Genomic DNA, 25,091 nt, shown 5'->3' with positions numbered 1-25,091 from the left:
CGCAGGTCGCGTGTTCACCGTGTGATCGGTGATGGCCACTGCGAATATCACCACCCGGGGTACGGCGTCACTCCCGAGGGTGTCGCGGTCACGACCGCATCGGGCGGGAAAGCGCCGAGCGGAATCGTCGCTGTGCCGGGTACGAGGAGTCGGACGCACACGCCGGACGGATTGTCCGGTGGTGACAGGTCGATCCGCCACGCGACGTCGTGCGGTGGTGTCGACAACGCGGCGACGCGCCCGCCGGAGTCCGTGGCCGTTTTCCGATCGTCAAGGCGTGCCGGAGCATCCAGGCGATCTCGGATGAGGTTGCGCACCACCGGATCGATGAGAAGTTGAACGTGCGCAATGGGATCGAGCAAAGTCCGGTGTCGGGGACCGGAGGCTGCGAGATATCCTCGGTCGGTCCGATGTGCCGGCAGCCCCGAGGTACCGGCGCGATACATTGCGCTCCCCGCGTCGCTCAACGAACGGGCGACGACGAGCTGCCAGAACGCTCGCGCGATCGCGGAGCGTTGTGCCCGAGCATCGTTTCCGTATCCACCGCCCAACGCGATGATCTCGCCATCGTCGACCGCGGCCAGGGTCACCACGCCGCCGAGGCGGGCGGGCAGCACCTGCAGGGTCACCGGCCCTGGCGCCGGGCCCAGAAGATCACTCACCTCGGGATGCATCGCGGACGCCGTCTCGATCACCTCGGGCTGTTCGGCGGCCCACCACCGCCACAAGGCATCCTCGACGGCGAGCGCGGCCCACGCATCGTCTACCGCGGCAGCGTGGGTGAGGCCGGCACCCAGCCCGGATAGGAAGGGTGGATGATCCTTGGGCTCAGCAGGTTTGGTATCCCATCCCCGAGCAAACGCGAGGGTGTACGGCACCCATCCACAGCGCTTCTGCGGTGGCCGGTCACTCTCGGTAACGCGATATCGGGTCGCCGCCACCCAGGTTCGTCGGACGTCGGCTCCCGGTGTGGTGACGGGGCAGCCCGGTTCGGCGACCAGCGCCGGATTGATCAATCCCAGATCGGCGACGTTCAGCGCGGGCGAATGTTCCTCGGACAACTCGGTCATCCGTCCGACCCGGCGAGGCAGCCGGGAATGGTCGGCCGACCACCAATGACGCACCGCCGCGAGGCGAAGACGATCCGCGTCATCGGACTCATCGAGATCGACCACCACGGCCTGCGCGTCGACACCATCATGGCGGGGCAGCGATATCTGGTGGTGCCGGAATGCCTCAGGGATATCGGCGGAATGGCGGATCCGGATGGCGTGCAACATCTCAGGCATGGGGCATGGGGAAGTAGTTGAGATCTGTCTCGGCGAGCGGGCGCTCGCGCCAGCCGAGCTGAACAGGTACGTCCATGACTCGTGCCCGACCGAGAAACGGGAAGGCGGCAGGAGCATTCCCGACCGTGCCCGGGGCGAGCACACGAACCACCCGCATGCCGGTACTGCCGATGTCGTCGGTGGTGATGTCGACGACGACCGGGTCGATACCGTTGGCGTGCAACGTGTCACCGTACTGCGATGCCGATCGGGAGGGCAGTTCGGCGATGTCGGAGATCGCGATCCGGGCGGCCGGTTTCAGCAGATGCGCCATACGTTCACCGGCCCGCGGATCCAGGTAGACCTGCTGCTGCACCATGAGGTCGTCGCAGTCGTGCATGTCGGGGCGGAAGTCATCCAGGTATGCGCGATCGGCTCGCCACGGTTTGAAGGCTCGGCCGTTGAGCTCGCCGTCGGCCATCACCTTCCAGTGCAGGCCGTTGGCACGCAACAGATCGCGTGATCCCTCCTGCAGGGTGAAGGCCTCGGTGAGTGCTTTGAGTGCGGCGTCGCCGAACCGCGGTCGCGCCGAGAAGCCCACGTTGACCAACGAGTGGGCATCGTCGTGCACCACCGAGGCCGCCACGGGTACGCCGAACTCGTTGTCGAGACGGATCACATGGTGACGCAGTCCGTCTGCAAGTATGGGTAACTCGACACCGGCGACAGCGGGCAGGGGTAAGGCGTTGAGCCACCAGATCATGGTGGCGTGACGCTCGATGATCTCCTCGAGTGCACTCGCGACGGCGAAGTCCTCATCGGGTCCGGCCGCGATCCCGGCGAAGGCGCAGAAGTTGGTCGGTGGGGCGGCCGCGAACCCGGCCGAGTACCAATTGACATAGACCAGCGACGCGGGAACGAGGATCTCCGAGCGATCGCCGAGCCTCCGCCCGGGAACCCAGTGGATCCGCAGATCACGGGTCAGAGGGACGAAAGGAAAACCCGGAGAACGATATTGGGTATCGCTGTAGAGTATGAGTTCGGCCGGATCAAGCGTCGGAACACCCCGGCGTACGAGTTCGTGATAGGAGCCCCAGGTGACCGGCAGGGTATCGAGGATGTTGCCGCAGTATCGTTCGGCCGACTCTCCCAACGCCGCCAACTCAGCGGAGCGTGGGTCGTCGAAAGCCGAACCCTGACAGAGGATGTTGTTGGCCCACGGAGTGACTGCACGGATGTCGCCGACGTCGGCCTGTCGGGTGGCGAGGGCGGCCGGAACGCTCGCGTCGTGGGTGACGGTGCGGACCCTTACGATCACACCGGTTCGGTCGTCGACGAGGTCGTCGATGGTATGGGGGCGGTGTGTGGTGCGCCGGGACGGCATCGGGAGTACCGGGTGTCTGCGGTGGTCGACGTCTCCGGTTGGGTCGATCCAGAGTTCGTGGACGACATCACCGGCCCCTGCGCGGGCTGCTGACGGTGATGTGGTGGCGATGATGTCCAGTGCGGCGTCGAGAAGCGTTGTGAGCGAACGTGGACGAGGACCGTGATCGCCGGTGATGGGCGGTGTCCGCAGGACACGATGGACCCGTGGGTCGCGTGCTGCCGCGAGTCGGAGCGCCGCCGCATCCTCATACGAGGCGCCGAGTCCCGGCGTGACCACGGGACCCACCCACAGGCGTCCGCGGGTGATCTCCACCGGGAGCCAGGTGACCCGCATGTCGTGGCACATCCGGTCGATGTCGATCAGATCCGACTCTCGTGAGCCCTGAACAACCACCACCAGAGGTGATCTGGTGGTGAACGCCTGATTCACCACAGCGCGCGCCCCGGTCCATTCGACGGGAATGAGGCGGTCGTCAGGATGAGTGAGCGTGACCATCGCATCGACGGCCTCACCATCGCCGCTGATGAGTGCATCGATACCCCGTCGCCGGATGTCTTGTGGCGCAACCGACCGCACGGTACTCGCGCCTTCGACGGAACGATCTCCGATCAACGCACGCAGCGGATGCGCGGCGCGCGTGAGGTCCGCACTCACCAACTCGTCGCGTCCGGCCTGCCAGGCGGCGATCAGCATCGTCACGGTTGCGGCCGGCAGCCCGATGATGTGGTGCGCCTCGCCGCGGCTGATCACGCATGACCGGTCGTCGAGGGATCGTATCTCCACGCCGACGACCGGGCGGAGTGTCTCGGTGACGAGGGGAACCGGTGTGGAGATGGCGGTAACGGACTCGGAGGTAATGGACTCGGAGGCGGCGGACATGGAGTTCTCCAGGGAAGTGTCGTGCAGGACAACAGGTGTGGCGACCGACGGGGAGGGACGCGGCCCCGGTGGTTACCGGGGCCGCGTCACCGCCGGCCCGGGATCACTCCCAGGAGAAGGCGGTTGCCACGTGGCCGTGATGGTTGGAGTTCGGTGCAAGCACCGCCTCCTCGGCACGCGCCTCTTCGACAGCGACGATCGTGATCTCCGACATGTTTCACCTCCTCTCAGTGTGTGCGTGATGAATCGGTTGGGGGACAACGAGAGTGCGACTCACGAGGGCGTCGCACCGTCATCGTCGGATGATCCGTGCAGCTCGCGATAGTGCGGTGAGCTGACGATGAGATCGTCGTGACGACCGGTCGCGACGATGGTTCCGGCCGCGAGTACGGCGACTCGATCGCACGCCGCCATGACAGAGGCGCGGTGGGTCACGACGATGGTCGTGCGGTTGCGCCGTGCGGCGGCGAGAGCGGACAGGAACTCGGCCTCGGTGTTCGGGTCCAGCCCCGCGGTCGGCTCGTCGAGGATGAGCACATCGGGGGATCTCAGCAGGCCACGTGCGAGGCCGAGTCGCTGCCGCTCGCCACCGGAGAGATCGGCACCCCGCTCGGAGAGGACGGTGTCGAGTCCTCTCGGAAGCCGTCGAATCCGTTCCGCCAGTCGGGCGTTGGTTAGGGCCTCCCAGATGCGTACGTCGTCGGCCGCGGGCAGCAGCAGATTCTCACGCACACTCGCATGGAAGATGTGGGTGTGCTGACCCACGAGGACGACGTGCTCGCGGGTCCGTTCCGGCGACAGCCGGGCCACGTCCACATCGCCGATGGAGATTCGACCGGATTCCTCGGCGATGAGTCGTGTGAGCGCCAGTGCGATGGTGGATTTGCCTGCGCCACTGGCTCCGACGATGGCCACCAGTTCGCCGTCGTCGACGTCCAGATCGAGGTCGCGCACGGCGGGTTCGGTGGTGCCGGGGTAGCGAACCGTCAGTGCGTCCGACCGCACCTCGGCCGAGGTGATGGCCGGTTCGGGTTCGTCGGGACTCGTCTGTGGACGAACTCCGGGGGTGGTGATGAGTTCATCCACTCGCGCGGCGGCGGCAGAGGTCTCGCCGAGTTTGCCGACGGCGCCGGTGATGGCGACGGCCGGTGAGACGCCGGCGGCGGCGAGGGTCACGATCACCGGAACCATGGTGGGGGCCAATGTCCCCGAGCTGACCGCTTGAACGGACAGACCGAGAGCCGTCAGCACAATCCCGACGGTGGATGCTTCGATCAATCCCTGTTCGATGCCACCGCGCACGGCCAATGCCCGTCGTGCCCGCTGATCCGTGACTCCGGGATCACGTTGCTGACCGTCCAAGGCGGTGCGGGCACGACGCCGAGGCGGATGCGGCGCCGGCAGTGGATCTCGTCACGATCACCGCCGATGTCCGGCGCGTCGGCACTGTCTTCGGAACCTCCGCGACCGCCGATCACGCCGCCGATGCGCTCGACGCCCGAGTGGCAGCGGCCCGCCGTGACCCCACCGGGCAGTCGGCCGCGTGGTTGTACTACTTCTCGTCCGAGGACCCGCTCTCGGCCTATGGCGGTGCGGGGCTGCCGAATTCGGTACTCACCACGGCCGGACTGAGCAACGCCTACGCGGACCAGGCCGACACCTATGCGCAGATCTCCACCGAGAGCCTCATTCAGCGTCAGCCACAGTGGATTGTGCTCAACTACGGCGGATACGGCGAGACCGAGGAAGCGGCCCGTGCCAAGTTCCTCGCCGAACCCGGTGTGGCGGCCCTCGATGCCGTCCGCGCCGGACGGATCGTGATGGTGCCGGCTGCCTCGTCGAATCCGTCGCCGTCGGCCGTGGCCGGTCTCGAACAGGTGGTGGCGGCCACCGGTTCGCAGGACAGTTCTCGGTGACTGCCGGCGCGGCCGGACCCGGCGGTGCACGAACCACATCCAGCACCGCAGCAGTGGAAGCGGTCGGCGTCCTCGTAGAGCATCGGGGTGTGCCGGCAGCGCGTGAGGTATGCGTGCGGGTCCACGAGGGTGAGACCGTCGCCCTCGTCGGCCCAACGGGTCGGGTAAGACCAGCGTGCTGAGGGTGCTGGCGGGAATCGCGAAACCCACCCGCGGGTGCTGCCGCATCCGGGGACGGCGACATCGGTGACCACTCCGATTCCGAGCGCGCCCGCATCATCGCCTCCGTGGGACAGGACGAACACACCGACCTGCCTTTCACGGCTCGAGACGTACTCTTGCTGGGACGTTCGGCGGGTCTGCCCGATTGGCGGCCCTACCGCGAGACCGACCACGCCGCGATCGAGGACCTGGCCCGCACGTGGGAACTGACCGGGCTGCTCCACCGCACCCTGACCGAGATGTCCGGTGGTGAACGCCGCCGGGTGCTGCTGGCACGAGCATTCGCTCAGCGCGCCGGGATCGTGATCCTGGACGAGCCGACCAACCATCTCGACCTGCGACACCAACACGAGATCTTGGCTCGTGTGGCCGATTCACCGATCACCGCCGTGCTGGCTCTTCATGATCTGAATCTCGCTGCCGCCTACTGCGATCGGGTGGTGATGATGGATCAGGGCGAGGTCGTCGCCGACGGGCGGCCGGCGGACGTGCTCACCGCCGAATGCGTGACGCGGGTGTACGGCGTCGCCGCCCGGCGCGACGACGCCGATGGTCGGGTGCGGCTGCTGATCGGCCGGTGAGCAGGTTCGGCACTCGCGGCCTCGACCATCTCCCCTCGCCCGCGAGACGCTGCTACTCCCGCGACGACACGGTGTTCGGCTCCTTCCGTTCGGCGATCGTCACATCACCGGCGGCCCAGTGTGTCGTGGGGACCTCCCGCACCACCACCCGGATGTTGGCGATCGGTGCGCCCAGCGTGCGGTGCGCCGCCTCGGTCAGCTCGTGGATGAGCGCGCGAACCTGTTCGGGACTGCGTCCCTGCGCGATGGTCACGTCGATGAACGGCACGCTCAGCCCCCTGCGACGGTGACGGAGCCGAGCGAGGTGAAGTGCGCGGCCACGCGAGCACCCGGCGCCACGGGGACCGCGTCGGTCATCCCGCCGGTGAGCACCACCCAACCCGGCTGCAGGGTTACCCCACGCGCGCCGAAGGTGTTGGCGGCGAACGCCAACGCCTCCCCCGGATGGCCGAGGACGGCAGCACCGGTCGCACTGTCGACGACGTCGCCGTCGACCTCCAGCAGGCAGGCCTCCAATCCCAGATCGAGTTCCTCGGGTCGGCGCATCACCGGCCCGGTGATGTACACGCCGGACGAATTATTGTCGGCGACAGCGTCTTCGAGGCTGAACCTGAACCCGGAGTAGCGGCTGTCGATGATCTCGATGGCGCCCACCGCGTAGTCGACGGCGGCCATCGCCTGGGCGGCGGTGACGCCCGGTCCCTTCAGTTCGCGTCCGAGGACGAAGGCGATCTCCGGTTCGGCGCGCGGGTGGATCAGCCGATCACGCGGAACCGGTAGCCCGGCCGGTAACGCCATCGCATCGGTCAGCCAGGCCACCGACGGTTCGTCGACACCCATCTGCTGCTGCTTGGCGCGTGAGGTGAGTCCGAGCTTGATGCCGACCACGGTCTCGCCGCGTGCCCGGCGATCGGCGAGGGCGATATCCTGTGCGGCGTAGGCGACGTCGAGTGTCAGGTCCGGCCATTCGGCGCGGATCGACGTCCGTGCCGTCCGTGAGCGTTCGGCGCTCAGCAGGGTATCGGCCACCCGCCCGGCGCTCCAGGCGGTGGTGGGGGTCTCCGATGCTGTGGTCATTTCGTTCCCTCCAGAAGTGCGGTGACACTGCCGATTCCGGCGAAGTCCGCGACGATGGTGTCGCCGGGGGAGATGGGGACCGCCTTCGTCATCGATCCGGGAAGCACCACGTGTCCCGGCTCCAGCGTCACCCCCAGCGGTCCCACGGTATTGGCCAGCCACACGAGGGAGTTGAGCGGCGAGCCGAGCACCGCACCTCCGGCGCCGGTTGCGACGAGTTCGCCGTTGACGTGCAGGTTGCAGCCCGACAGCCGCAGGTCTACATCGGACAGCCGGGAGGGGCGGCTGCCGAGGACCACACCACCGGAGGAGGCGTTGTCGGCGATGGTGTCGAAAATGCCGATCTTCCAGCCGGTGATGCGGGAGTCGACGATCTCCAGCGACGGCAGCACGAAGTCGACGGCGGCGGCGGCCTCGGCAACGGTCACTCCCGGTCCGCGCAGAGGTTTACCGAGGACGAACGCGACCTCGGGTTCGATGCGCGGCTGGATGAAGGTGCCTGCCGGGATGGGTGCGTTCTCGAGGTGGAACATGCTCGCGGTGAGGTGCCCGAAATCCGGTTGATCCACCCCCATCTGGCGCTGGATCGCGCGAGAGGCGAGCCCGACCTTGTGGCCCTTGATGGTGTCGCCGTTCTTCACCCAGTCCTCGACCTGGGCGAGGGCGATCTCGTAGGCCGTGGAGAGTGGGGCGTCGGTGAATCGGTCGGTGATCGGATCGATCGGCCGCATGTGGCGATATGCGTCGAGGAACGCCTCGGCGGTCACCTGGACATCATCGGGCATGGGTGTGCTTTCTGTGTGGGGGAAGGGTGTGGGTGTGCTTGCGTGAAGCGAGCGGTGTGCGGCACCCTGTTCCGACATGCAGAGCAATCGTGCCGGAGAACGGGACGACGGACGTGGCAACGCGACCCCGGGTACCGTGGCGCGGGCGATTCGCATCCTCGATGTCGTGGCCGCTTCGCAACTCGGACTGGGGATTTCGGAGATAGCTCGCCGCAGCGACATCTCGAAGTCCAGTGCGCAGCGGACCGCCGGCGAACTCGTGGCGGGTGGCCTGCTCGAACGGGACGGCACTCGCTACCGCCTGGGCATGCATCTGTTCGTGCTCGGTCAGCGGGTTCCGCGGCGCAATGATCTGCGCGACGCGGCGGCGCCGTTTATGGCCGATCTGCGTGAGGCGACCGGTCATTCGGTGCATCTGGCCGTTCTCGACGACACCTTTGTGGTCTACCTCGAGGTGCTGCGCAGCCCGACGGCGCCGCCGCTGCCCACCCGGGCCGGCGGTCGTTGGCCGGCGCACGGAACCGCCATCGGCAAGGCGATTCTCGCCTTCTCGTCGGCGGATGTGCTGGACCGGATCGTCGCAGGCGGATTGCCGCGACTGAGCGAACGCACCATCACCAACCCCGGTCTCTTCACCGCGGAGCTGGCCCGCATCCGTGCACGCGGAGTGAGTTTCGACCTCGAGGAATCGCGTCCCGGCGTCGTCTGCGTGGCCAGTCCCGTGGTCGGCAGCGACGGTGAGGTGGTGGCCGGGATCTCGGTGTCGGGCTGGCACAACCGAATCAACCTCGACGAGGCCGCCGCGGCCGTGCGGACCGCGGCGCTGGGACTGTCGCGTCAGCTCACGCACCACTGAGCGTCTCATCCGGGCTCCTCATCCGGCTATCGCGTGCAGCGTGGAGACCTGGGTATCACCGACCGACTCGCCGGTCACGGATTCGGACAGCGACTTGGTCACCGCACCCGCCGCCGTGATGACCGCCCGCCGGAACTCCTGCTGCGCGGCCACGAACCGGTTCGCCGGCGCGGTGATCGAGATGGCCGCGACCACCACGCCCATCTCGTCTCGGATCGGTGCGGCAACACAATTGACATCGGCGACGGCCTCGCCGGTGTCGAACGCACAACCATGACGCAGAACGGCTTTCAGTTCACGGGTGAGTTCGGCGGGATTCGTGATGGTCGACGCCGTGTATCGCTTCAGCGGCGCATTCAGCACGTTGCGTTCGATCTCGCCCGGATGGCGATGCGCGAGAAGTGCTTTACCGACCGCGCTGCAGTGGGCATCGAGGTGGGCACCGATGCGTGCCCCGGACACGTTGATGACCTGGTTGCCGACGACCTTGTCGACGTACATGACGCGGTAGCGCTCCATGATGGCCAGATGGGTGGTTTCACCGAATCTCTCCGACAGCGACGCCAAGATCGGTGCGGCACAGGTCTTCACATCGACGGTACCCTGCAGGGTCTCGTTGAGTTCGACGATGCGCCAGCCGATGCGGTAGCGGCCGCGGGAGCGACATTGCAGCAGACCGATGTCGACCAGCGACGCGAGCAGCGCGTGGGCGCTTGACCGGGGGACGCCGATGGCCGCCGAGACTTCCGACACGCCCCATTCGGGGCGGGCCACGGTGAACAGGTCCAACACCGGTCCGATCTTCTGAACCGTCTGCAACGCTGCCATGGATATAGACCTTTCTTGAACCTGCCTGGCCCGGTTGGGAGGCCACTATGTGTGGGTCGAGGAGGGATGTCCACCGGCATGTGCCGCTCAGCGGCACATGCCGGTGGATTCATCGGAATCAGAACCCCCAGCTGTCATCTCCCTGGAGTTCGAGGGCGCGAAAACTGCCGGTGTAGAACAGCAACGGATGCCCGTCGTCAAACCAGAGTTCTTCGACGCGTCCGACATGCAGCGTGTGGTCACCGGCCGGGTGACTGTCGGTCACCGTGCACGACAGATGTACCAGCGCGCCGTCGAGCAGCGGAACCCCACGCCGCCAGGTGAACCGGACGAGGTCGGGTTCCGATGCCGCACCCGCGAAATGCAGGGACAGCGGTTCCTGATCGCACGCCAGGATCGAGACGCCGTACCGACCGGTCTCGGCGATCTTGGCGTTCATCCTGGCCCGGTTGGCGATGGACACGAGGACCAGCGGTGGGTCCAGCGACACCGACGTGAACGCGTTCGCGGTCATGCCGTGTACCGACTCCTCGCTCTCGCCTTCGGCGGTGGTCACGATGGTGACGCCACTGGCGAAGCGGCCCAGTGCCTTTCGCATGCGCAGCGGGGACGGATCCAGATCGGCGCCGGTAGCAGGGTGAGACGCGGTGTCCATCATCGGCCCCGGACGATGTGCAGGTCGTCATTGTTGATCAGATCCGGTCGGGTCCAGCCGTTGACGTCGTACTCCGACATACACTGTTCGGCAAAGCCTTTGAGTGCGAGGTCCTGACCGCTGGCCTGGTAGGCGAAGAGGGTCTGGAAGCGGACGGCCTCATGGTCGCCACCGTAGTTGCGTTCGTACAGTTCGTGACGGCCGCCGAACTCGGAGCCGACCGCGTCCCACAGCAGCTTCAGCAATTGCACGCGGTCGATCGCGGCGATGCCGTTGGAGCCGCGGACGTACTGGTTCAGGTAGGGCTCGATGTCGGGGTTACCCCAGTCGGAGGCATGCGAGTTCAGGTAGATCAGGCCGGAACCGAGCACCTGCTGGATGATCTCCTTGACGCGCGGATATCCCACACCCATGAAGGTGCGATACGCCAGGCCGTAGTTCAGGTTCGGCTGGACCGCACCTCCGACCCACTCGTCGGGTGACTTTGCCATCGCGTCGGACAGACCCCAGAACATATCTCGCCAGTTGAGGATCTCGCCGATCTGCATCTGCACACCACGGAATCCCGCCGAACCGGTCATCTCGACGCCCTTCATCACGCAGCCGGCGATGAAGTCGAGTTTGACGGCGAGGCGGGCACATCCGTGGAACATGAAGCGGTTCAGGAAGCCCGAGCGCATCACGAAGTTGTTGGTGGTCTCCACGTCGTAGGCGAAGACGTTCTCCCACGGCACCAGCACGCGGTCGAAGACCATGATCGAGTCGTTCTCGTCGAACCGGCTGGACAGCGGATAGTCGAACGGTGAGCCCATCACCGCGGCGTTCATCTCATAGGAGGTGCGGCACAGCAGTTTCAGGCCGGGGGAATCCATCGGCACGGTGAAGATGAGCCCGAATTCCTTCTTGCGCAGCGGCAGTCCGTAGTGGGCGATGAAGTTGGCGTTGGTGATGGCCGATCCGGTGGCGACCACCTTGGCGCCCGACACGATGAGCCCGGCGTCGGTCTCGTCGACGACGTGGACGCAGACATCGGCCGTCTCGTCGGCGGGGCGGTCCCGGTCGATCGGCGGATTGACGATCGCATGGTTGAGGTAGAGGACCCGTTCCTGCGACTTCTTGTACCAGTCGCGGGCATTCTGCGCGTAGTCGCCGTAGAACTCGGCGTTGGCGCCGAGGGTGCCGAGGAACGATGCCTTGTAGTCGGGGGAGCGGCCCATCCAGCCGTAGACCTCCCGCTGCCAGGCGACGATCGCGTCGCGCGCGACCACCAGATCGTCGGCGCTGTGCGCGGTCTTGAAAAACGGATGCGTGAAGCCGCCGTTGCCGGTGTCGGTGGGGACGGCGAGGACTCCCTGGGCGTCCGGGGTGTGCAGTGCGTCGTACATCCTGGCCACCGACCGCGCGGAATTCCGGAATGCCGGATGGGTGGTCACATCGTCGACGCGTTCACCCCGAAAATAGATCTCGCGTCCGTCGCGGAGCGACTCCAGGTACTCCTCACCCGTCATCGGGCGGACGTCGTTGGGGCCGGCGGCGGTGGTTCGTTCGGCAAGCGGTGCGGTGGTCACAGATTCCTCCTTGGAGTGGTGGGAAACCAGGGATGTGGTCGAATACCCTGCGGCGCTTGGCCGGTCGACGATGCTCGCGCAATTCGGTGTGAGCGGTATATGGTGGCGGAGCCACGTCCCTGTGACGTAGAACACTAGAACCCGGAGGTGTGGCACAACATGGCTGAGCGCGCACACTCGATGGACTCTGAGCGCACACGGGCCGATGGCTCCGACAGGGTCCTGACGCTGGACACCCGCGAACTCGATGTGGCCGAGGGCCGCAACGAATGGCGCAGCACGCTGGGCTCGCTCTACGCCGAGATGGACGTCGACTGGCCGGCAACCCGCCGCGGCCTCGATGCCGAATGGGGCGGACGTCCGGTCGGCGACCTGCACGTGAGTTCGATCCGCTGCGATGCGCAGACGGTCATCCGGAGTCCGGCGATGATCGCCTCCGACTCCTGCGCCGACTTTCTGGTGTGCGTGGTGACCGATGGTCAGGTCGAGGTGCAGCAACGCGGCCGCACGGCCACGCTGTCCGGTGGGGCCTTCGCCCTCCTCGACCTCGGTGCTCCATTCGTCTTCCACGCGCCGGGAACGTTCCGGCAGGTGGTGGTGCGCGTGCCCGGAACTCTCGTCGGCCGAATCCTCGTCGATCTGGCGCAGACCGAGTTGCCGTCCACCACCGCGGCGCCGTTCGCCACCTCGGCGTTGGGCATGCTGTCGGCGACCATCCTCGAATCGGCTCCGGTGCTCAGTCCGGCCGACAGCTACCGTGCGCAGGACCTCGCCCGCATCGAGCAGGTGATCGCCGACCATCTGCACGACGCCGACCTGACGCTCGCCGACGTCGCCCACCGCAGCGGAATGTCGCTGCGCAACCTGCAGAAACTCGCGCAGGGGCAGGGCCAGACCGCCAATGGCTGGCTGTACGCGGCGCGTATCGAGCGTGCCAAGCATCTGCTGCTGACCACCGGTGATCCGGTCGCGGCGATCTGTGAGCGGGTGGGCTTCCGTGATGTGTCGCATTTCGGACGGCTCTTCCGTAAGCACGTGGGTGTGAGTCCGGGGCGGTTCCGGGCCGGCTAGCCCTCGTCCGGCACCTCGCCGAACAGCATCGTCGCCCCGCCGGAGGCGAAGTTCGCGACGTCGGCGGCCGCCGCCTGCCCCTCCGGCGACGAGAGTGCCTTCACCGCATCATCTTTGGATGCGAATCCCAGCCGCGCGATGGCGAAGGCGGCCGGTGGGGTGTCGTCCATCGATTCACAGTGGCTCATGCTGAAGGTCGCGACGCCACCGATCGTGTGCACCAGCGGCACGTGGTTCGCCGTGTAGTACTCGTCGAATGCGGCCGGGTCGGTGGGCTGGTTGTAGATGATGGTGATGACGTACATGGGTGTTACTCCTCTGGTGTCGATAGGGGTGTGGATACCGAGGTCGGCAATGCGGAGGTGAACTCTTCGCGAAAGATCAGTCGTGGCGCCATCCTTCGGCGTTTGAGGGCTTTGACGCCGGCGTCGATCATCGGCGGTGGCCCACAGAGGAATCCGCTCATGCCCTTGCAGGACGAGAAGTCGGCCAGGACCGCGTCGGTCACCAGACCGGTGGCCCCGCCCCACTGCTCTTCGCTGAGAACCGGGTGGTAGTGGAAGGTGTCGTACTCCTCGGCGAGGGTCGTGAGGAAGTCCACGTCGTAGAGATCGTTGCGGGTCCGTCCGCCGTGGTAGAGGTGGATCTCGGGGATCAACGTGTGCGCGAGAGAATGTTGCACAATGGATTTCAGCGGTGCCAGTCCGGTACCGCCACCGATCAAGATGGCCGATTGCTCCTGTTCGGCCACCAGATGGAACTGACCCAGTGGGCCGCGCAGTGAGATCCGGTCATCCACGGCGAGAGTGGCGAAGATCCAGTTCTCCGTGGCCAACCCACCCCGCGTGAGTTTGATGTGGAACTCCAGGCGTCGCGTCTCTCCCGGCGGATTGGCCATCGAGTACTGACGTCCCACTGTGGTTCCGGGCACGAGTAATTCGCAGTACTGACCCGCGTTGAAGGCCAGGTCGTCGTCGAGCTCCACCACCAGACGCCTCGTGCAGGAAGCGATGTCGTCGAGTTCGACGACGGTGCCGGTGAGATCCCGCAACGGATGACGCGGGATGGAATCATCGACCGCCCCGGTCGGTTCGACGACGACGTCGGAGCACGGTGTGGCCATGCACGCCAACGCCATTCCGCCTTCCCGCTCATCGGTGGTCAGGGTGTACTCCGGTGAGTCCCGATGGTCGACGATCCCCTCGCGCACCACGAGTTTGCAGGAGCCGCAGGTGCCCTGGGTGCACGAGTGCGGAATCCAGGTATTGGCGCGCAGGGCGGCGTCGAGGATCGTCTGATAGGCGCCGACGTCGAGGTCGGTCGATCCGACTCGAACCCGGTGCGTCGCCGTGGGTGTCGGTGACGCTGCCGTTGTCGTCGTGACGGTCACCTCAGACCTCCCACTGCACATGGAGTTCCTTGGGTCCGCGGAATCCCCAACCCCAGAAGTCGATCTCGTGGCCGGGATCGCGTTCGATGTTGGGAATGGTCTCGAAGAGCTCCTCGAGCGCGATGCGGACCACTGCACTCGCGAAATAGGTTCCGGCGCAGGCATGGACACCGCCACCGAAGGTGAGGTTCGGGATCACCGGGCGGTCGAGATCGTATGCCGTAGGTGCGTCATAGGCGGTTTCGTCATTGTTCGCCGAGCCATAGGACAGCATCACCAGCGAGCCTTCGGGTAAGGTGACGCCGCCGACGGTGACCTCGCTGGTGGCCACCTTGACCGCGGCCGACCAGATCGGCGCCACCCACCGCATCCCCTCTGCGACAGCCCGCGGGATCAGTGCCGGATCGTCGATGACCCGCTCCAATTGCTCTGGACGACTGAACAATCCGGCCAGCGTGGTCGCCATCGCGTGACCCGGCTCCTGCATCGCGCCGAGGAGGAACACGTAGAGATTGGGGTAGATGACGTCGCGGTTGCGGGTCTGACCCTCGGGCATTCCGTCGTGCAGCCAGTGGGAGATCGCGGTGTGATCGGGACACTCGATCCAGTGGTCGATCTTCGGGTCGACGTGGGCGATGATCTCGGCCTTGGCCTCGTCACCGGGGAGGAATCCGTCCGGATTGGCGAACTCGCCGTCGGCGGTCATATCGGCGTTGGTGAACGAGACGCTGAGCTTGTGGAACCATTCGCGGAGTTTGTCGGTGCTGACGTCGTTCAGACCGAGCAGGTCGCCGAGGGCGCGGACGCTGACCGGCTCGCAATACTCGGCGACGATGTCGGCGCTGCCGTTGCCCTCGAAGTCCTCGAGTCGCGCCCGAGCGAACGGCCGGACCAGATCGTCGATGTAGGTGTCGACCGCCGACGGCTGCAGGTGCGGCTCGACCATGCCGCGCAGTTCCCGATGCTCGGGACCGTTGGAGTTCAGGATCGCGCCGGGACCGAAGGTACGCCCGCCGGCCGGGGAGATCACCGCAGGCCAATGATCCGAATCCTTGGCGATCTCCATACACAATTCCCTGGTCGAGACGATGTGCAGGCCGAGCTGCGGGACGAACGCCACCGGCGCCTCACGGCGCAGACGCTCGTAGAACGGACGTGGATCGGCCTCGAGTTCGGCCATGGTGATGTCGGTGATCCAGCTGGGTGTCACCGGAGATGCAAGGGTCATGGGTTCCTCCGTCTGGGTATTCCGAACAGCCACGATCGACATCGGTCGGGTATCCGGGATGCGATGCCGGGCTCGGCGGAATGGCTGTGATCTGGAACACTATGGGCGGAGGTGGGACCAGAGAATGACCGAGAGTGCACCGATCGTTGCTTCTGAGTGCACCGACCGCGCAGCGTCCACTGCCGTCGCGGTGACGACCCGTGAGCTCGCGTCGTCGGAGGGCCGTGAGCTCTGGGCCGAGACCCTGGACTCGACGTTCTGCGAGATGGATGTCGACTGGCCGGGCCTCACGTCGCCGTTCGGGGGTGACATCGTCGCCCGGCCGGTGGGTGATCTGGCGTTGAGCGTGGTGCGTGCCGAACCGCACACCGTGGTCCGGACGCCCGCGATGATCGAGTCGGATCCGGTCGACTGTCTGCTGTTGTGCCTGATCACCAAGGGCACGGCGACCATCGCGCAGGGATCCCGACGCGCCACCCTCGACCACGGCGCGTTCGGCGTCGTCGACGCGCTGCGGCCGTTCGTGGTCAGCGGGGTCACCGAGTTCGAGCAGGTGGTGCTGCGCGTGCCACGTGAACTGGTGGCGGGCCGGATCGGCAGCCTCGTCGACGACGCCCTCGGGGTGCGCGTCGACGCATCCGGCGGCGTCGGACGCATCGCGTCGTCGATCCTCGTCGACCTGGCGAGCCACGACGACGATCTCGGTGCCGGGCCGGTTGGTGCGGTGGCGTCGGCGATGCTCGACGTGGTGTCGGCCGCGTTGACGTACCAGGTGCCGGGGGTCTCGGCCACCGAACGGGCACACGCCGAGGACTTACGCGCAGTGCAGCAGGAGATGCTGCGTCACATCGCCGATCCGGACATCACTCTCGCAGACGTCGCCGACCGGCTGGGGATGTCGGTGCGTTACGTCCACAAGCTGTTCGGCGATATCGGGGTGACACCCCGAACCTGGCTCTACAGCAAGAGATTCGAGCGTTCATCGGCACTGCTCACCGACACCGACCGCAACGTCGGGGCGATCGCCTCCGAACTGGGGTTCCGGGATGTCTCCCACTTCTCCCGGGCGTTCAGCAAGCATTTCGGTGTCAGTCCGAGCAGGTTCCGCGCGGGCCGGTGACACTCTCGGCGGGACGTGCGAGAGGTCTGTCGACCACGATCACCTGACCGCGGAATCTTTTCTGCGCCCGCCCTTTCCCTACTGCTGGTGCTGTCGGCAGGAGATCTCGTGCACAGCCGAGAGAACCTCCCGGGTGTATCCAGGTGGATGACGTGTTCGGCGTCGATGCGCCGGTAGATCCCGTTGCGTAGGAAACCCATTGCCCGATCGGCGTCGTTCCGGTCCATCGCACCGAAGAGGGTGCCGTCGTCGGTCCACGAGTGGTCGGCATGCAGAAGCATCGTCAGCACCGTGATCGCCGGAAGTGCTTGCGCATGATTGAATCCCGCGTTCCAGGCGCCGTGATAGAACGCCGCGCCGAACCGGGGATCGTACTGAGGGTCCATGCCGCGCAGGAAGAGTCGGATCATGTCGTTGCCGACGGCCGAACACGAAGTGGCAGAGGTGCTTCGGGCCTGCGACGAGGCGGGAATGGTGCGTTTTGCCACCGACGGTGGCGGCGGAATCTTCGCGGTGGTGACGGCGGCGCGATCGGCCGCCGGTGGGCATCCTTAGCAGATTCACTCGCGCTGGTCGAACCAGACCCTCAGCCCTCGAAGTACCGGTACACACCCTTGAGGACGACGGCGGGCCGGTCGCTGTTCTCGAGTTCGATGATGCCGTCGACGGTGATCTGCACGCCGCCCTTGGGGAGGTGATCGACCTGCTTGAGGGTGGCCTGCAGGCGCACCCGGGCGCCGGCGGGAACGGGATTGGTGAAGCGAACCTTGTTGAGCCCGTAGTTGACTGCCATGGTGACGCTGTCGACGACGAGCACCTCGGCCCACATCGGGATGAACAGCGACAGGGTGAGGTAGCCGTGGGCGATCGGGCCGCCGAAGGGGCTCTCGGCTGCGGCACGTTCGGGGTCGACGTGAATCCACTGGTGATCGTCGGTGGCGTCGGCGAAGGTGTCGATGCGTTCCTGCTCGACGGGCAGCCATGAGCTGACGCCGATCACGGTGCCGACGAGGTCGTCGAGTTCGGCGAGGGTGCCCAGGTGGGTGGTGGTGGGTGTTGCGGTGGTCATCGGATACTCCTGTGGAACCGGGGAAGGTGTCAGTGTTTGATGCCGAGAACGGTCATCGCGTTCTCCTTGAAGATCAGCGGTAGAACCTCCGGCTTCATGTCGAGGTTCTCGAAGTCCCTGCGCCACCGGTCGACCCCGATCACCGGGAAGTCGGAACCGAACAGGACCTTGTGGCGCAGCATCGAGTTGGCTGCGCGCACCAACTGTGTCGGGAAGTACTTCGGTGACCATCCGGACAGATCGATGTACACATTCGCCTTGTGGGTGGCGATCGAGATCTGCTGATCGACCCACGGCACCGCCGGGTGAGCCATCACGATGGTCAGGTCGGGGAAGTCGGCCGCGACGTCGTCGAGCAACATCGGATCGGAGTAACGCAGCTTGATGCCGTGTCCGCCGGGCAGTCCCGCGCCGATGCCGGTCTGACCGGTGTGGAACAACGCCGGCACACCGGCTTCGACGATCGCCTCGTACAGCGGATAGAACTGCCGGTCGTTGGGTTCGAAACCCTGCATGCTCGGATGGAACTTGAAGCCGCGTACGCCGAACTCGTCGACCAACCGATGGACTCGTTTGATCGCGGCCTTGCCCTGCAATGGGTCGACGGAGCCGAACGGGATGAGCACGTCATTGAATTGTGCTGCCTTCTCCGCGATCTCCTCCACACTGTTGGGCACATGCCCACTGGCGGAGGTGGCGTCGACGGTGAAGACGACCGCCGCGATGTTGCGTTCCCGGTAGAGCGCAGCCATCGTCTCGATGGTGGGGGTGCGTTCCTCGCCGGACTTGAAGTACTTCGCCGACGCCGCCATCAACTCGTCGTCGACGGAACGGTGACCGCAGCCGTCGATCTCGACGTGGGTGTGGATGTCGATCGCATCGATCGCATCGAAGTCGATCCCGTACTCGTAACGCGTACGGGTCATTTCGCGGCCGCCAGAACCTCGGCGGGGAACTCTTCGCCCACGGTCTCGAGATGATTGGCGAAGGTGCCGGGCCACACCGCGGCAACGTCGTCGGCGCTGAATCCGCCATCATGGTAGGAGGTTTCGGTGAGCTCTGGATGTGACCAGAGCGCCAACCGGTCGCCGCCGATGGAGATGGCCTGACCGGTGATGTCGGCCGCCGCATCGGAGGCGAGGAAGGCGATGACACCCGCGACGTCCTCGGGGGTACCCATGCCGACCTCGCGACGGATGACGTCGGGAAGCGAACCGGTCTCCTCGGCCTCGTCGATGAACGGCTTGAACACGGGGATGGTCTTGGTCATCGCGGTCACCGCGACGGGACAGACGGCATTGGCGGTGATTCCGGCCCTCTTCAGCTCCATTGCCCAGGTACGGACCATGCCGACGATGCCGGCCTTCGCGGCCGAGTAGTTGGTCTGCCCGAAGTTGCCGCGCTGCCCGGCGGGGGAGCCGATGCAGATGACCCGACCGCCCTCGCCCTGCTCGCGGAAACGGTTCACCGCCTCCCGGACACACGTGAAGGTGCCCTTGAGATGCACGTTGATCACCGCGTCGAAGTCGTCGCCGGTCATCTTCCACAGCACCTTGTCGCGCAGGATGCCGGCGTTGGTGACCATGATGTCGAGGCGGCCGAACTGCCCGACGGCGGTCGTCACGAGCTGCCTGGCGGTCTCGGTGCTGCCGACGGGCGCGACCACGGCGACTGCGCGTCCGCCGTCGGCGGTGATGGTGGCGACAGCAGATGCGGCGGTGTCGGCGGAGACGTCGTTGACGACGACCGCGGCGCCGCGACGGGCGAGTTCGCGGGCGTAGGCGAGGCCGAGTCCCTGTCCGCTGCCGGTGACGACGGCGACTTTTCCGGTGAGATCCATGTGATGCCTCCTCAGGCGTCAGAACCAAGTAAGTGTATTGAAGCGTCAATCATTTAGATAGTCAATGATTGCGTGAGTGATAGGGTGCCTCCAGGAGGAGGGCCGATGACATCACCACGACGACTCGACGACGACCTCGGGTTTCTGGTCGCCCGCGCGAACGCGGTACTGACCAAGGCGACCAATCGTGTTCTCGCCCCGCTCGGCCTGAAGGTGCGGGCCTACAGCGTCCTGGCCGCGGTCTGCGACCAGCCCGGGGGCATTGCCCAGCGACGGCTGGCCAACGACGTCGGGCTCGATCCGAGCCAGATCGTGGCCCTCGTCGACGAACTCGAGGGCCGTGAGCTGGTACAGCGCACGACCGACCCGACCGACCGGCGCAACAAGCTCATCGTCGCCACCGACGCCGGGGTGGCGCTGTGTGCACAGGCGCGTGAGCGCGGTGCGGATGTGGTGGCCGAGCACCTCGGCGACGTCGACCCGGACACGCTCGAGACGGTCCGAATGGTATTGCGCCGCGTCACCTTCGACGAGAGTGCCATCCGGCGATGAGGGTCTCACGGATGCACGACATCTGGGCTGGCGTACCGGGCACGTAGGCGATCCTTGCGGATCTTCCCGGTGGCGTTGCGGGGGATCTCGTCGAGCAGCACCATCGACTTGGGGATCTTGTCGCGAGCCAGTCGCTCGATCAGGTAGGCCTCAAGCCGCTCATAGGTGAGCGCGTATCCGTCCTCCAGAGTGATTGCGGCGCAGCCGACCTCGCCCCACTTCTCGTGTGGGACCCCGAACACCCCGCAGGCCGCGACGCCGGGCATCGAGAGAATGACGGCCTCGATCTCGGCCGGATAGATGTTCTCTCCGCCGGAGATGATCATGTCCTTGAGTCGGTCGACGATCGTGATGAATCCCTCGTCGTCGCGGATGCCGACGTCACCGGATCGGAACCAGCCGTCGTCGGTGAAGGAAGCGGCGGACGCGTCCGGTCGGTTCCAGTAGCCGGCCATCACATTGGGCCCGTGGATCTGGATCTCGCCGCGCTCGCCGGGGCGGTCTCCTCGTCGTTGGCGTCGACGACCCGCACATCGGTGAAAAAGTGTGGAAGTCAGGCACTTCCGAGCTTGCGAGCGGTGTTCGACGGCGTCAGGACGAGTGCCCCCGGACCTGTCTCGGTGAGTCCGTACGCCTGGCACAGGGCGACGCCCCGTGCGGTGTAGGTGTTCAGGGTGCGCGGCGGCACGGGTGCGGCGGCCACGATCCAGCGACGGATGGAACCCAACTCGGCGGCGGCGAAGCCCGGATGTGCGCTCATCGCATCGAGCATGGTCGGCACGCCGAAGCAGTAGGTGACCTTGCGCTCGGCGATCACCCGCAGCACCCGACCGGGTTCGAATCCCTCCTCGATCACCACGGTGCCACCCTTGAGGACTGTCGGCAGTGAGATGAAATTCAGTGCGGCAGTGTGGAAGAGGGGTGCGACCACCAGGGAGACCTCGTCGTTACGCAGATCGAGATCGATGATCGGGTTCATCGCCGCGAAGGTCACCGAACCATGCGTGAGGACCACACCCTTGGGCTTCCCGGTCGTTCCCGAGGTGTACATGATGAAGCACGGATCCTCGTGGGCGACGGCACGGTCGATGCGCGCGTCACTCGCAGCGGAGATCGCCGACTCGTAACCGATTGCGCCGCCATCGGGTTCGCCGTCGACCACCATCCGGGTGTCGGTTCCAGACTCCCTCGACGCGGGGATCGCGAAGTCGGCGAGTGCGGCGGAGTGGATGAGCACGCGGACGCCGGAGTCGGTGAGTGCGTAGGACACCTCGGGAGTCGTCAGGCGCGCGTTGAGGGGTACGAGGATCGCGCCGAGCAGCCCGGTTGCGAACAACGCCTCGAGGTAGGACGGATGGTTGGCCGACAGCAGTGCGACACGGTCACCTCGTCGGACCCCGAGGTCTTCCAACGCATGGGCGAGGCGGGTGATCCGCTCGTCGAGGTCGGCGTAGCTGGTCTCCCGATCACGGAAGACGATGGCGACGCTGTCCGGTGACTGCCGTGCCGTCCGCTGTGGCCATGTGCCCACGCCCTGGTTGTGCATCGTTTCCCTCTCGAAGACCGAGTGTTGCGTACATCACCATAAAAGACAATGATTGATAATGTCAATGGTTACTCGGCGCAAGGGTACTGTCTGACTCATCGGGGCGTGTCGATCAGGGCGTTCCGAGCGTGATCAGGTGGTCTTCCATCGTGCGACGCGCTCGGCGTGCTCCGGCGACAGATGTGCCAGCGGCTGCATCGCCGCGGCCATGCCGAGTACGGATTCCAGTGGGCTGGTGCGTGATTCCTGGAGCAGCCGCTTGGCCATCCGCAAGGCCTCGGGCGGATTCTTGGTGATGCGGGCGGCGAGGGCGCGCGCCTCCTCGAGCAGCGCGTCGTGGCCCACGACCCGACTGACCATGCCCCAGTCGGCGGCCGTCGCGGCGTCGACCCGATCGCCGGTGAAGGTCATCTCGGCGGCACGCTCGTAGCCGATCGCCCGCGGCAGGAACCAGGTGCCACCGTCGCCGGGGATGAGGCCGACCTGCACGAAACTCTCGGCGAAGGAGGCGCGTTCGGACGCTATCCGGATGTCGCACATCATCGCCAGGTCGCATCCGGCGCCGACCGCAGCCCCGTTGACGGCGGCGATGATCGGCACTTCCAGGCGTGCCAACGCTCGCGGCAGGCGTTGGATACCGGCGACGTAGGCGCGACGCTGCTCACGCTCGTCCACACCGAACATCCCGGTCCGATCGGCCATCTCCTTCACGTTGCCGCCGGCGGAGAAAATCTTGCCCGCCCCGGTCAGGATGATGGCGCGGACGTCCAGGTCGGCGTTGGCGGCGTCCACGGCCGACTCGAAGGCCTCGACGAACTCGATGTCGGTGATCGCGTTGCCCACCTCGGGCTTGTCGATCGTCCAGGTCGCGATCGCGTCAGAGATCTCGATGTTCAGTTGGGGTCCCATGACTGGGTGCCTTTCTCTCGGTGGGAATACCACATGCACACGACGATCACATGCACACGGCAAGGGCTCCCGGCTCAGCCGGTGATCAAGGGCCACAGGCCCGTACGGCCGGCTCGCAGGGCGTGATCGGTGACCACCTGATCCCAGAAGCGGGGTGAACCGAACTCCGACCGCCAGGCCATGGCGGGTAACGAGTACCTGTGCAGCGGATGCTCTGCGGTGGTGCCGATGGCGCCGTGCACCTGATGCGCATTGCGGACGACCACCGAGACGGCCTGACTCACACACGAACGGGACACGGCGACAAGGAATTCCGATCGGGGATCGGTCCAGGCGTCGTCCGCCGCGACCCTCAGCGCTGCCTCGGTGGCCGCCCGCGCGGCCGATACCTGGATCGCGATGTTTGCGACGAGGTGCGCAACGGCCTGAAACCGTGCCAGCGGACGACCGAACTGGCTTCGCGTCGAGACGTGGTCGATGGACAACTCGAGGATGCGTTCGGTGGCGGCGCAGATCTGCACCGACCGGGCGAGCGCGCCGCGGAGCCGGAACGTCTGAAGCAGGCCGTCGTCGACGACGGCACCGGAGAGGGTGCCGAGGTCGACCTGCACGGTGTCGCGGGGCTCGCCGGCGACGTTGCGGCCGGGGGTGATCCGTGCCGATTCGGTGGGAATGTCGGCCGCCCGCAGCCCGTCGGCGGACTGCCAGATGACAACGATGCGTTGCGCCTCGCCTGCCCATCCGACACCGTGGGCCACGCCGCATGCGTCGACGACGCACGCTGTCCGACGGTGCGCCCCGACGTCGAGTCCGGCCGTTTCCAACACCCACCCGGCGAGCAGGTCGTGCTCAACCAGCGGTACCGAAACAGCATGCCGCGCTGCGCTTCTCAACAGTTCTGCGGCCTCGGCCCAGCCTGCGCCGCTGCCACCGGAGTCGTCGCTCCCGGTCAGCCGTGCCAGACCGAGTTCATCGAGTCGACGCCACAACGCACTGTCCCAGCCCACGTCGGCGGTGGCACCGCGCCGCTGCGCGTGGTCGGCGAACACCGCCGACATCATCTCGGCCAGGGCGGCGTCGACGGTTCCCGGGGCGGTCATCGCAGGCCCAGGCCGCGTGCGATGACGCCCCGCAGGATTTCGTTGGTGCCACCGCGCAACGTGAACCCCGGGCGCTGGGCAACGGCCGCGTCGATGAGTGCGTGGAGGTGATCGGGCGGGTCATCGTCGCCGGTCGACACATCGGCGAAGTCGGCGATGTCGCCCTCGGTGGTGGTGCCGAGAACCTTCACCACGGCAGCCGCGGTGTCGGCGGGTTCACCGCGAGTGAGTGCATCGGCCACGGCACTCGACATCAGATGCAGCGCGGTCACTCGCGCGACGTACCGACCGACCTCGGCGTCGGCGGGTAACTCGCCGGTGCCCATGGCGTCGGTGCATTCGGACAGGAGTTGGGAACGTCGACAGGAATCGTTCGGGGCCACTGCGTTCGAAGGCCAACTCGGAGGTCACCTGTGTCCAGCCCGCGCCGATCGTCCCGAACACCATCGCGTCGGGAATGATCACGGAGTCGAGGTGGACCTCGTTGAAGTGGTGCGCGCCGGTCATCGACCGGATGGGGCGGATCTCGACGCCGTCGGCGCGCAGATCGACGATGAACTGCGACAGGCCCGCATGCCGGTCGGCCGGGTCGACAGGTGCGGTGCGGGCCAGGCAGATGAACGCATCGGCACGGTGCGCTCCCGACGTCCAGACCTTGGTCCCGGTCACCGACCATCCGCCGTCGACGCGGGTCGCCGATGTCCGGACACTCGCGAGGTCCGATCCGGAATCCGGTTCACTCATCCCGATCCCGAAGAAGCACTGTCCGGCCGCGATGCGTGGCAGGAAGTGTCGCTTCTGGTCCTCGGTACCGTACTTGAGCAACGACGGCACGATCTGTCGATCAGCGATCCAGTGCGCGGCGACCGGTGCACCCGCGGCCAGTAACTCCTCGGTCACGACAAAGCGTTCGAGATGTCCACGCCCGTGACCGCCGTAGGAGACGGGCACCGTCATCCCGAGCCATCCGCGTTCGGCCAGGCGCCGGGTGAAATCCTCATCCCAGCCGGTGAGCCAACTGTCCACACTCGTGGGAGCATCACCGGTTCGGTTGTGCGAGAGGAACTCCCGCACCTCCGAGCGCAATGACGTCAGGTCCGCGGAGTCGGCGGTGATCGGCGGAACGAGTCGTGGGGTGGCCATCGCGATCCACTCTGTCATACCTGGACCGGACGCTACAGCGATCCCGCCAACACCGATGTCGGTGTGACGTCGCCGAGTTGCAGATCGGCGCCGAGCGGCAC

The 25,091-nt window shown here is 66.3% G+C and carries 26 protein-coding genes and 1 pseudogene; 7 read left to right on the top strand and 20 right to left on the bottom strand.

Annotated features, from left to right (window positions below):
• Positions 1–47: 47 nt before the first annotated feature.
• The 3 genes from ACWDPV_RS20885 to ACWDPV_RS20875 all read right to left on the bottom strand — a co-directional run bounded on the left by ACWDPV_RS20885 (position 48) and on the right by ACWDPV_RS20875 (position 4,716).
• Positions 48–1,289 (bottom strand): hypothetical protein, encoded by a 1,242-nt coding sequence (locus ACWDPV_RS20885; RefSeq protein WP_449744504.1) that lies wholly within the window; start codon positions 1,287–1,289, stop codon positions 48–50.
• Positions 1,282–3,534: a YcaO-like family protein gene (locus ACWDPV_RS20880; RefSeq protein ID WP_449744503.1), complete on the bottom strand. Its 2,253-nt coding sequence runs from the start codon at positions 3,532–3,534 to the stop codon at positions 1,282–1,284. Before ACWDPV_RS20880 ends, ACWDPV_RS20885 begins: the two co-directional genes overlap by 8 nt.
• Positions 3,535–3,807: 273 nt before the next feature.
• On the bottom strand, positions 3,808–4,716 hold the full coding sequence (locus ACWDPV_RS20875; protein ID WP_449744502.1) for an amino acid ABC transporter ATP-binding/permease protein: 909 nt from the start codon (positions 4,714–4,716) through the stop codon (positions 3,808–3,810).
• A 221-nt stretch (positions 4,717–4,937) separates the two neighbouring features.
• Between ACWDPV_RS20875 and ACWDPV_RS20870 the strand changes: the two genes are divergently transcribed.
• Together ACWDPV_RS20870 and ACWDPV_RS20865 are read left to right on the top strand one after the other, a co-directional pair.
• Complete coding sequence (locus ACWDPV_RS20870) at positions 4,938–5,450, top strand: ABC transporter substrate-binding protein (RefSeq protein ID WP_449744501.1); 513 nt, start codon at positions 4,938–4,940, stop codon at positions 5,448–5,450.
• 242 nt (positions 5,451–5,692) lie between these two features.
• Positions 5,693–6,253 carry an ABC transporter ATP-binding protein gene (locus ACWDPV_RS20865; RefSeq protein ID WP_449744541.1) on the top strand — a complete coding sequence of 187 codons (561 nt, stop codon included), beginning with the start codon at positions 5,693–5,695 and terminating at the stop codon, positions 6,251–6,253.
• Positions 6,254–6,305: 52 nt separating this feature from the next.
• Here the strand turns inward: ACWDPV_RS20865 and ACWDPV_RS20860 are convergent, their stop codons facing one another.
• Genes ACWDPV_RS20860 through ACWDPV_RS20850 form a run of 3 tightly spaced genes read right to left on the bottom strand, consistent with a single transcriptional unit; the run spans position 6,306 to position 8,115 of the window.
• Complete coding sequence (locus ACWDPV_RS20860; RefSeq protein ID WP_449744500.1) at positions 6,306–6,521, bottom strand: tautomerase family protein; 216 nt, start codon at positions 6,519–6,521, stop codon at positions 6,306–6,308.
• A 2-nt stretch (positions 6,522–6,523) separates the two neighbouring features.
• On the bottom strand, positions 6,524–7,330 hold the full coding sequence (locus tag ACWDPV_RS20855) for a 2-keto-4-pentenoate hydratase (RefSeq protein WP_449744499.1): 807 nt from the start codon (positions 7,328–7,330) through the stop codon (positions 6,524–6,526).
• Positions 7,327–8,115 carry a 2-keto-4-pentenoate hydratase gene (locus tag ACWDPV_RS20850; protein WP_449744498.1) on the bottom strand — a complete coding sequence of 263 codons (789 nt, stop codon included), beginning with the start codon at positions 8,113–8,115 and terminating at the stop codon, positions 7,327–7,329. The genes ACWDPV_RS20855 and ACWDPV_RS20850 overlap by 4 nt, the downstream gene beginning before the upstream one ends.
• A 76-nt stretch (positions 8,116–8,191) precedes the next feature.
• Between ACWDPV_RS20850 and ACWDPV_RS20845 the strand changes: the two genes are divergently transcribed.
• Positions 8,192–8,971 carry an IclR family transcriptional regulator gene (locus ACWDPV_RS20845; RefSeq protein WP_449744497.1) on the top strand — a complete coding sequence of 260 codons (780 nt, stop codon included), beginning with the start codon at positions 8,192–8,194 and terminating at the stop codon, positions 8,969–8,971.
• A gap of 18 nt (positions 8,972–8,989) precedes the next feature.
• On the opposite strand, the gene ACWDPV_RS20840 is transcribed toward ACWDPV_RS20845, so the two are convergent.
• The 3 genes from ACWDPV_RS20840 to ACWDPV_RS20830 all read right to left on the bottom strand — a co-directional run bounded on the left by ACWDPV_RS20840 (position 8,990) and on the right by ACWDPV_RS20830 (position 11,962).
• Positions 8,990–9,799 carry an IclR family transcriptional regulator gene (locus ACWDPV_RS20840; RefSeq protein WP_449744496.1) on the bottom strand — a complete coding sequence of 270 codons (810 nt, stop codon included), beginning with the start codon at positions 9,797–9,799 and terminating at the stop codon, positions 8,990–8,992.
• A gap of 118 nt (positions 9,800–9,917) precedes the next feature.
• On the bottom strand, positions 9,918–10,454 hold the full coding sequence (locus tag ACWDPV_RS20835) for a flavin reductase family protein (protein ID WP_449744540.1): 537 nt from the start codon (positions 10,452–10,454) through the stop codon (positions 9,918–9,920).
• On the bottom strand, positions 10,454–11,962 hold the full coding sequence (locus ACWDPV_RS20830; RefSeq protein WP_449744539.1) for a 4-hydroxyphenylacetate 3-hydroxylase family protein: 1,509 nt from the start codon (positions 11,960–11,962) through the stop codon (positions 10,454–10,456). The genes ACWDPV_RS20835 and ACWDPV_RS20830 overlap by 1 nt, the downstream gene beginning before the upstream one ends.
• Positions 11,963–12,181: 219 nt before the next feature.
• On the opposite strand from ACWDPV_RS20830, the gene ACWDPV_RS20825 reads away from it, so the two are divergent.
• Complete coding sequence (locus ACWDPV_RS20825; RefSeq protein WP_449744495.1) at positions 12,182–13,093, top strand: AraC family transcriptional regulator; 912 nt, start codon at positions 12,182–12,184, stop codon at positions 13,091–13,093.
• On the opposite strand, the gene ACWDPV_RS20820 is transcribed toward ACWDPV_RS20825, so the two are convergent.
• The 3 genes from ACWDPV_RS20820 to ACWDPV_RS20810 are packed head-to-tail and all read right to left on the bottom strand — an operon-like array spanning position 13,090 to position 15,711.
• Complete coding sequence (locus ACWDPV_RS20820; protein ID WP_449744494.1) at positions 13,090–13,398, bottom strand: EthD family reductase; 309 nt, start codon at positions 13,396–13,398, stop codon at positions 13,090–13,092. The two genes, ACWDPV_RS20825 and ACWDPV_RS20820, sit on opposite strands and share 4 nt — an antisense overlap.
• 5 nt (positions 13,399–13,403) lie before the next feature.
• Positions 13,404–14,483 carry a 2Fe-2S iron-sulfur cluster-binding protein gene (locus ACWDPV_RS20815; RefSeq protein WP_449744493.1) on the bottom strand — a complete coding sequence of 360 codons (1,080 nt, stop codon included), beginning with the start codon at positions 14,481–14,483 and terminating at the stop codon, positions 13,404–13,406.
• 1 nt (position 14,484) lies between these two features.
• Positions 14,485–15,711 (bottom strand): cytochrome P450, encoded by a 1,227-nt coding sequence (locus ACWDPV_RS20810; protein ID WP_449744492.1) that lies wholly within the window; start codon positions 15,709–15,711, stop codon positions 14,485–14,487.
• A gap of 124 nt (positions 15,712–15,835) precedes the next feature.
• Between ACWDPV_RS20810 and ACWDPV_RS20805 the strand changes: the two genes are divergently transcribed.
• Positions 15,836–16,831 (top strand): helix-turn-helix domain-containing protein, encoded by a 996-nt coding sequence (locus ACWDPV_RS20805; RefSeq protein WP_449744491.1) that lies wholly within the window; start codon positions 15,836–15,838, stop codon positions 16,829–16,831.
• Positions 16,832–17,239: 408 nt separating this feature from the next.
• Positions 17,240–17,386 carry a hypothetical protein gene (locus ACWDPV_RS20800; RefSeq protein WP_449744490.1) on the top strand — a complete coding sequence of 49 codons (147 nt, stop codon included), beginning with the start codon at positions 17,240–17,242 and terminating at the stop codon, positions 17,384–17,386.
• Positions 17,387–17,417: 31 nt separating this feature from the next.
• On the opposite strand, the gene ACWDPV_RS20795 is transcribed toward ACWDPV_RS20800, so the two are convergent.
• From ACWDPV_RS20795 to ACWDPV_RS20785, 3 genes are read right to left on the bottom strand one after another with little or no spacing between them, the layout of a single operon-like run.
• Positions 17,418–17,900, bottom strand: a complete 483-nt coding sequence (locus tag ACWDPV_RS20795) for a MaoC family dehydratase (RefSeq protein WP_449744489.1) — start codon at positions 17,898–17,900, stop codon at positions 17,418–17,420.
• A 29-nt stretch (positions 17,901–17,929) separates the two neighbouring features.
• The gene (couO, locus tag ACWDPV_RS20790; RefSeq protein ID WP_449744488.1) at positions 17,930–18,826 is read right to left on the bottom strand and encodes a 4-hydroxyphenyl-beta-ketoacyl-CoA hydrolase; all 897 of its coding nucleotides are present in this window, start codon (positions 18,824–18,826) and stop codon (positions 17,930–17,932) included.
• Complete coding sequence (locus ACWDPV_RS20785) at positions 18,823–19,740, bottom strand: SDR family oxidoreductase (RefSeq protein WP_449744487.1); 918 nt, start codon at positions 19,738–19,740, stop codon at positions 18,823–18,825. The genes couO and ACWDPV_RS20785 overlap by 4 nt, the downstream gene beginning before the upstream one ends.
• A 105-nt stretch (positions 19,741–19,845) precedes the next feature.
• On the opposite strand from ACWDPV_RS20785, the gene ACWDPV_RS20780 reads away from it, so the two are divergent.
• Complete coding sequence (locus ACWDPV_RS20780; protein ID WP_449744486.1) at positions 19,846–20,292, top strand: MarR family winged helix-turn-helix transcriptional regulator; 447 nt, start codon at positions 19,846–19,848, stop codon at positions 20,290–20,292.
• Between the two features lie 5 nt (positions 20,293–20,297).
• Here ACWDPV_RS20780 and ACWDPV_RS20775 read toward each other — a convergent pair whose 3' ends face one another.
• The 5 genes and pseudogenes from ACWDPV_RS20775 to ACWDPV_RS20755 all read right to left on the bottom strand — a co-directional run bounded on the left by ACWDPV_RS20775 (position 20,298) and on the right by ACWDPV_RS20755 (position 24,990).
• Positions 20,298–20,747 (bottom strand): AMP-binding enzyme, encoded by a 450-nt coding sequence (locus ACWDPV_RS20775; RefSeq protein WP_449744485.1) that lies wholly within the window; start codon positions 20,745–20,747, stop codon positions 20,298–20,300.
• A gap of 98 nt (positions 20,748–20,845) precedes the next feature.
• The gene (locus ACWDPV_RS20770; protein ID WP_449744484.1) at positions 20,846–21,823 is read right to left on the bottom strand and encodes an AMP-binding protein; all 978 of its coding nucleotides are present in this window, start codon (positions 21,821–21,823) and stop codon (positions 20,846–20,848) included.
• A gap of 147 nt (positions 21,824–21,970) precedes the next feature.
• The gene (locus ACWDPV_RS20765; protein WP_449744483.1) at positions 21,971–22,747 is read right to left on the bottom strand and encodes a crotonase/enoyl-CoA hydratase family protein; all 777 of its coding nucleotides are present in this window, start codon (positions 22,745–22,747) and stop codon (positions 21,971–21,973) included.
• Positions 22,748–22,821: 74 nt separating this feature from the next.
• Positions 22,822–23,847, bottom strand: coding sequence for an acyl-CoA dehydrogenase family protein (locus ACWDPV_RS20760; protein ID WP_449744482.1), 1,026 nt, complete (start codon positions 23,845–23,847; stop codon positions 22,822–22,824).
• Positions 23,844–24,990, bottom strand: a pseudogene (locus ACWDPV_RS20755) (acyl-CoA dehydrogenase family protein). The gene ACWDPV_RS20760 and the pseudogene ACWDPV_RS20755 overlap by 4 nt, the downstream one beginning before the upstream one ends.
• Between the last annotated feature and the right edge of the window lie 101 nt (positions 24,991–25,091).

Source organism: Gordonia sp. NPDC003504 (assembly GCF_053587995.1).
Note: the sequence above shows the minus strand (reverse complement) of the source record. Positions and strands in the feature narration are given on the sequence as shown.